The sequence below is a fragment of the Sphingomonas sp. OV641 genome (assembly GCF_900109205.1).
In the GTDB taxonomy this organism is placed as follows: domain Bacteria; phylum Pseudomonadota; class Alphaproteobacteria; order Sphingomonadales; family Sphingomonadaceae; genus Sphingomonas.
On record NZ_FNZB01000023.1, the window covers coordinates 1 to 5,735 of the forward strand.

A 5,735-nucleotide genomic window follows, 5' to 3' on the forward strand; every position below is an offset into this window, starting at 1 on the left:
AGCTCACATATGCGTTCTTCATCATCGCTACTCTCCCGTGTTGATGCCGCCCGCCCGCATAAGTGCGCCGCGCCGTGTCGCGCGTCGCCGGACAGTAAGCGTGGGCAGCAGACCGCCTTGCTATTGAGTGCGGCTCTTTTGGTAGGCGAGTTTGCCGGCGTGGCGGCGGATGGCGATGGCGGCGACGGCGCGGCGGGTGAAGCGTTCGTCGATGTCGTCGGCGTTGTAGGGGCCGCCATACCATTCACGTAAGCGGTCGTGTTCTTCGTGGCCGGGGTCGGCCATGGCATCGAGGAACATCTCGAACCCGGGCAAGCCGCCGACATCTTCGGGCGGGCAGCGCCGTTCCCCGTCGACGAAGCACGGATATTTGACGTCGGGTTCGCCGGGGCCGACCGTCTCGACGGTGATGGTGTGCCGCCAGTCGTCGCCCATGTCGTAGGTATAGACGAACTCCCGCACGCCCCGGTTGATGAGCGTCGCGAGCTTCACGTTCTTTGCAGCGGTCATGCCGCTCTCCGGCCACATTGGGTCGGGGATGCCGTAGCGCCGATCGGCGGCCTCGAAATGCCACAGATGATAGTCCTCCCAACCCATCGCAGCCTGGACGATGTCGTGGAGCATCTTGAGGCTGGCGGTGGCCGGCACGTCGACCCGGCGCCAGATGGCGGGTTCGATGTCGTTGAGGATGATATGCAGGCGGGCGATGGTCTCGACGCTCATGCCGCCAGTCTGGCAGGTTCGGGGGACCAGTTCCACGGCATGAGTTCGTCCCAGCGGCTGGCTGGCCAGTCACCGGCCACCTTGGCGATGACATCGGCGATATACGCCGGTGGGTCGACGCCGTTCGCCTTGCACGTCTGGATGATGGTGTAGATGGCCGCGGCCCGCTCGCCGCCTGCGCGCGAACCGGCGAACAGCCAGTTGCGGCGTCCGACCGCGACACCGCGCAGCGCACGCTCCGCGATATTGTTGTCGATCTCCAGGCGACCATCACCCAGGAAGCGCGACAGCGCTAGCCAGCGTTTCGTGCCATAGGCGATGGCCCTTGCCATGTCGGACCTCGACGACAGGCGGCGCAAGCTGGCGTCGAGCACCTCGCGCAAGGCGTCGACCAGCGGTCGACTTTTCTCCTGTCGGGCTCGCCATCGCACGTCGGGTGGTTGGCCACGGACCTCGGCCTCGACAGCGTAAAGCGTGCCGATCCGCTCGAGGATATCGGTGGTCAGCGGTGTAGGCGACCGTTCGTGCAGGTCGAAGACCTTGCGCCGGAAATGTGCCCAGCATGCCACCTCGGTGACGCCACCCCGATACAGTCCGTCATAACCGGCATAGGCATCCGCCTGCAGGAAGTTGCGGAAGCCGGCGAGATGAGACAGCGGGTGCGCGGCGGTGCGGTCTGGCGTGAAGCGATACCAGGTCGCGCGCGGCGCCGTGCTGCCGGATGCCTGGTCGTCGGCCGCGTACACCCATAACCGGCCAGTCGCGGTCTTGCCCCGGCCGGGGTCGAGCACCGGCACCGGCGTGTCGTCGGCATGGATCTTGTCGGCCTTGAGCACCTCGTCGCGGATGCGGCTGACGATGGGGTCGAGAAGTGCTGCGGCCTGTCCGGTCCAGCTCGCCAATGTCGAGCGGTCGATGTCGATACCTTGCGCTGCCATCATTTCGGCCTGGCGGTAGAGCGGCAGATGGTGGTCGAACTTGGAGACGACGACGTGCGCCAGCGTCGCGAAGGTCGCCTTGCCTCTGGCCACAGCGCTCACCGGTGCGGGTGCCTGGACAATCTTCTCGCATACCCGGCAACTGTATTTGGGGCGGACGTTGCGCACGACGCGCCAGCGCACCGGCACAATGTCGAGCATCTCGTGTGTGTCCAAGCCGAGCGCGCGCAACGCACCGCCACAGTCCGGGCAGGTGCAGGCACCCGACGCCGGCTCGTGGACGACCTCCTCGCGCGGCAGATGTCCGGGCAGACTGCGGACGGGCACCGGCCGAACCGCCACGCCAGGGTCAACCATCTCAGGCCCAGGCGCATCGCGCTCGGTCTCGAGTTCCTCCAGCGCCAGTTCGAGTTGCTCAATCTCGCGCCCCAGCTTTTCGGACGACGCGCCGAACTGCATTCGCCGCAGCCGCGCGATCTGTCCGCGCAGCGTATCGATGAGCAGGTCGCGGGCGGCAAGCGCGGCATTGGCCCGGGCGAGCGAAGCCTCCAGCGCGGCGATCCGCGCGGTCGCATCAGCAGGGGAAACAGGCGCTTCCGACACTCCGTTTCCATAGCAGATTGCAGGTCGGCGAGCGAGAGAAAGTGGCGCAAAACCGCCGTTCCTACCCTGCCAGCGTCGGCGTGAACGTCCGCTCGGGGCGCCGCCAGTCGATGCCTTCCAGCAGCATCGACAATTGCGCTGGCGTCAGCGTCACCGTGCCGGTCGCTGTCACTGGCCAGACGAAACGGCCACGGTCGAGCCTCTTGGAAAACAGGCAAAGCCCCTGGCCGTCGAACCACAGCAGCTTGACCAGATGCCCCCGCTTGCCACGGAACGCGAACAAGCCACCCGAATGCGGGTTCTGCGCCAGCACCTGCTGCACCAGCACCGCCAAGCCATCGAACCCCTTGCGCATGTCGGTCACGCCGCACGCCAGGAACACCCGCGTCGGCAACGGCACTGGCACCGGGCTCATCGCAGCACCGACAAAACCCGTGCAAGCACATCTGCATCCACGCCTGCGTCGACACTCACCCGCACGCCGCCCGGCAACTCGATCTGGATGAGCCCCGATGGATATGGCGCCGGCTGTGGCGCTGGCGGCGTCAGTTCCGCCACCTGTACCTCGGCAAATACCGGCAGCGACGGCATCGCCCCGGCCAACTTGCCTTCGCGCAGCTGCTTGCGCCACGTGTAGATCAGGCTGCTCGATACCTCGCGATGCGCGATGACATCGCAGACCCGACCCCCCGGTCGGAACGCCTCCGCCAGGATCTCCAGCTTCTCCGTGTCCGACCATCGGCGCCGGCCTGACACCCGGCCAACCACCTCCATCCGACCAGTCATACGAGTGCTCGTATGACTGGTCGTAGAACCCAAAACTTCCCGCACCGCCGCGCCCTCGTCAAAGGCGACAAGCATCCCTGCTACCGGCGCTACCGCAAGACGGCCTGCTGACCACGCTTACGCCGGACAGGCTAGCGCATCCATAACAGTCAGTGGATGATACGTGCGTAATCCATCCACCCCTCACCGATTCGACAAGCCTTGCTGCAGTTCTGTAAGCGTCCGGTGAAGGCGCACATCAGGCAGGACGGTAGTTCCATGGCAGCAGTTCAGCGACCCGGCGTGCCGGATGGTCGGCGATGCGGCTGATGGTGTCGGCCAGCCAGGCTTCGGGGTCGACGCCGTTGAGCCTGGCGGTTTCCACGAGGCTGTAGATGCTGGCGGCGCGGTGACCACCTTTGTCGGAGCCGGCGAAGAGCCAGTTCTTGCGGCCCAGGGCGACGCCGCGCAGCGAGCGCTCGGCGGCATTGTTGTCGATCTCCAGGCGACCATCGTCGGCATAGCGGGTCAGCGCCGTCCAGCGGGCGAGCGCATAGCGGATGGCGACTGCGAGGTCGGAGCGCCGGGACAGCTTCGGTCCGGTCGCGTCGAGCCACTGGCGGAACGCATCGAGCAGCGGTCCGACCCGAGCCTGACGCACGTGCCGTCGCTCGTCAGGAGGCTGACCACGCACGTCTTGTTCGACGGCATAGAGCCCGGCGATATGGTCCAGCGCCTCGCGGGCGGTGGCGGAGCCGGTTGCGGCATGGACGTCGAAGAACTTGCGCCTGACATGCGCCCAGCAGGCCACCTCTGCGATGCGCTCGCCATAGAGCCGGTCAAACCCGGCATAGCCATCGGCGTGCAGATCGCCCCGGAACCGGGCAAGATGCCCGGCGGGGCGCTCCCCCTTGCGGTCGGGCGCGTAGCGGAACAGCACGGCAGGCGGGGCCTCGCCACCAGCCCCGCGCTCGTCACGCACATAGGTCCACAGCCGCCCCGTCCTGGTGCGACCGGCACCGGGGGCCAGAACCGGTACGGGCGTGTCGTCGGCGTGGAGGGTAGAGCCGCCCATGACGTGACGCTCGAGCGCGTCCACCAGCGGATCCAGGAGCGCGGCCGAGCGCCCGACCCAGTCGGCGAGCGTGGAGCGGGCAAGGTCGACGCCCTGGCGCGCGTAGATGCCCGACTGGCGGTAGAGCGGCAGATGGTCGGCGTATTTGGACACCAGCACATGTGCGAGCAGCCCGGCGCCGGGACGACCGCGCTCGATAGGCATGGACGGCAACGGCGCCTGCACGATGCGCTCGCATGACCGACAGCTCAGCCGCGGCCGGACGTGGCGCACGACCCGAAACGAGGCAGGGACATAGTCGAGCTGTTCCGTGACGTCCTCACCCATGCGCCGCATGGCACCGCCGCAGTCGGGACAGACGCACGGTGCCTCATGCACGACCTCGGTGCGGGGCAGATGGTCGGGCAGCGGCTGTCGATACGGCCTGGCGGTTTCCCGTGTCCGGGTGGCCGCCGGCATCGCCGCAGTGGCGGCTTCCGCCTCGCGCTCTTCCAGGCCGAGTTCCAGCTGGTCCGCCTGGTGCGTCAGCTTCTCCGACGAACGGCCGAACGCCATGCGCCGCAGCCGCGCAACCTGCATCCGCAACTGCTCCAGTTCGGCACCGGCAGCAATGAGCATGGCCTTCAGGAGGGCGATATCGTCGGGCAGCGAGGCGGCATCGGGCGACACGCCCGTTTATACCAGAACAGTCGTGCCGATACACGCGAAAGCCACAGGAAACCGTACTTTTTACCAAGCCAATGTCGGCTGCGAGGACCGGATCGGATGCCGCCAGTCCACCCCTTCGAGCAGCATCGACAACTGCGCCGGGGTCAATACCGCGACACCGTCCGCAGTCGCCGGCCAGGTGAACCGGCCCCGCTCAAGACGCTTGGCATGGAGCACCAGGCCCTGGCCATCCCACCACAGCAGCTTGACCAGATCGCCGCGCCTGCCCCGAAAGGCGTACACCGCACCGCCGAACGGATCCTGGCGCAGCCGCTGCTGCACCAGCGCCGCCAGTCCGTCGAAGCCCTTGCGCATATCCGTGACACCGGCCGCCAGATACACCCGGACGCCGCCCGGCGGCCCGATCAAGCGAACCCGGCCAGCACGGCCTTCAGCACCCGCGCGTCGATGGGAGGTGCCAGGCGGATGCGCTGCCCGGCCGGGCCGACCACCTCCACCACACCCGGTCCGAGCGGTTCCGGCTGCGGCGTCACGGAGACGTTTGCCACCTCGACCGGCACGAACGCCGCGCCCGGCAAGGCCAATGCTTCGCTCGCGCGCCCGTCGCGCAGCAGCGTGCGTCGCCAGCGATACACCAGCGACGTGCACACCCGGTGGCGCCGCGCCACCTCCAGCACGCTGGCACCCGGCATCATCGCCTCCGACACGATCCGCGCCTTGTCATCGTCGCTGTACCGTCGCCGCAGCTCAGTCGCTCTCATCTCGATAATTCGCGTAGCCATGATGCCGCACCAGTGCCTGCCACAGTGCCGCACCTGTGGCGTGCGCATCACCCCGCCAGCAAGGCGGAGAAGACCGGACGCTTACGCAGTTCTAGGATACCAAACGGCCCGCGCACGCTTTCTGGACGGTCAACAGCTTGGCGTAGAAGAAGGTGCGTACCCGCGCGGTGTGCCGTTCGG

Annotated in this window: 7 protein-coding genes; all 7 read right to left on the bottom strand. The window is 67.4% G+C overall.

All coding sequences use genetic code 11. The features are described from left to right. Nucleotides 1–120: 120 nt before the first annotated feature. The 7 genes from BMX36_RS21035 to BMX36_RS21065 all read right to left on the bottom strand — a co-directional run bounded on the left by BMX36_RS21035 (nt 121) and on the right by BMX36_RS21065 (nt 5,555). A complete protein-coding gene (locus tag BMX36_RS21035; RefSeq protein ID WP_037447092.1) occupies nt 121–723 on the bottom strand; it encodes a plasmid pRiA4b ORF-3 family protein in 603 nt (200 codons plus the stop codon). Further along, entirely contained in the window at nt 720–2,264 is a 1,545-nt protein-coding gene (locus tag BMX36_RS21040) for an IS66 family transposase (protein ID WP_037447087.1), read from the bottom strand. Before BMX36_RS21040 ends, BMX36_RS21035 begins: the two co-directional genes overlap by 4 nt. Nucleotides 2,265–2,325: 61 nt before the next feature. After that, nucleotides 2,326–2,679, bottom strand: coding sequence for an IS66 family insertion sequence element accessory protein TnpB (tnpB, locus tag BMX36_RS21045; RefSeq protein ID WP_037447084.1), 354 nt, complete (start codon nt 2,677–2,679; stop codon nt 2,326–2,328). Then, nucleotides 2,676–3,050 (bottom strand): IS66-like element accessory protein TnpA, encoded by a 375-nt coding sequence (locus BMX36_RS21050; protein ID WP_037447081.1) that lies wholly within the window; start codon nt 3,048–3,050, stop codon nt 2,676–2,678. Before BMX36_RS21050 ends, tnpB (BMX36_RS21045) begins: the two co-directional genes overlap by 4 nt. A gap of 238 nt (nt 3,051–3,288) precedes the next feature. Beyond that, nucleotides 3,289–4,722 (bottom strand): IS66 family transposase, encoded by a 1,434-nt coding sequence (locus BMX36_RS21055; protein ID WP_093068527.1) that lies wholly within the window; start codon nt 4,720–4,722, stop codon nt 3,289–3,291. 111 nt (nt 4,723–4,833) lie between these two features. Next, the gene (tnpB, locus tag BMX36_RS21060) at nt 4,834–5,181 is read right to left on the bottom strand and encodes an IS66 family insertion sequence element accessory protein TnpB (protein WP_093068515.1); all 348 of its coding nucleotides are present in this window, start codon (nt 5,179–5,181) and stop codon (nt 4,834–4,836) included. After that, nucleotides 5,178–5,555: an IS66-like element accessory protein TnpA gene (locus tag BMX36_RS21065; protein WP_177179237.1), complete on the bottom strand. Its 378-nt coding sequence runs from the start codon at nt 5,553–5,555 to the stop codon at nt 5,178–5,180. Before BMX36_RS21065 ends, tnpB (BMX36_RS21060) begins: the two co-directional genes overlap by 4 nt. Nucleotides 5,556–5,735 lie beyond the last annotated feature (180 nt).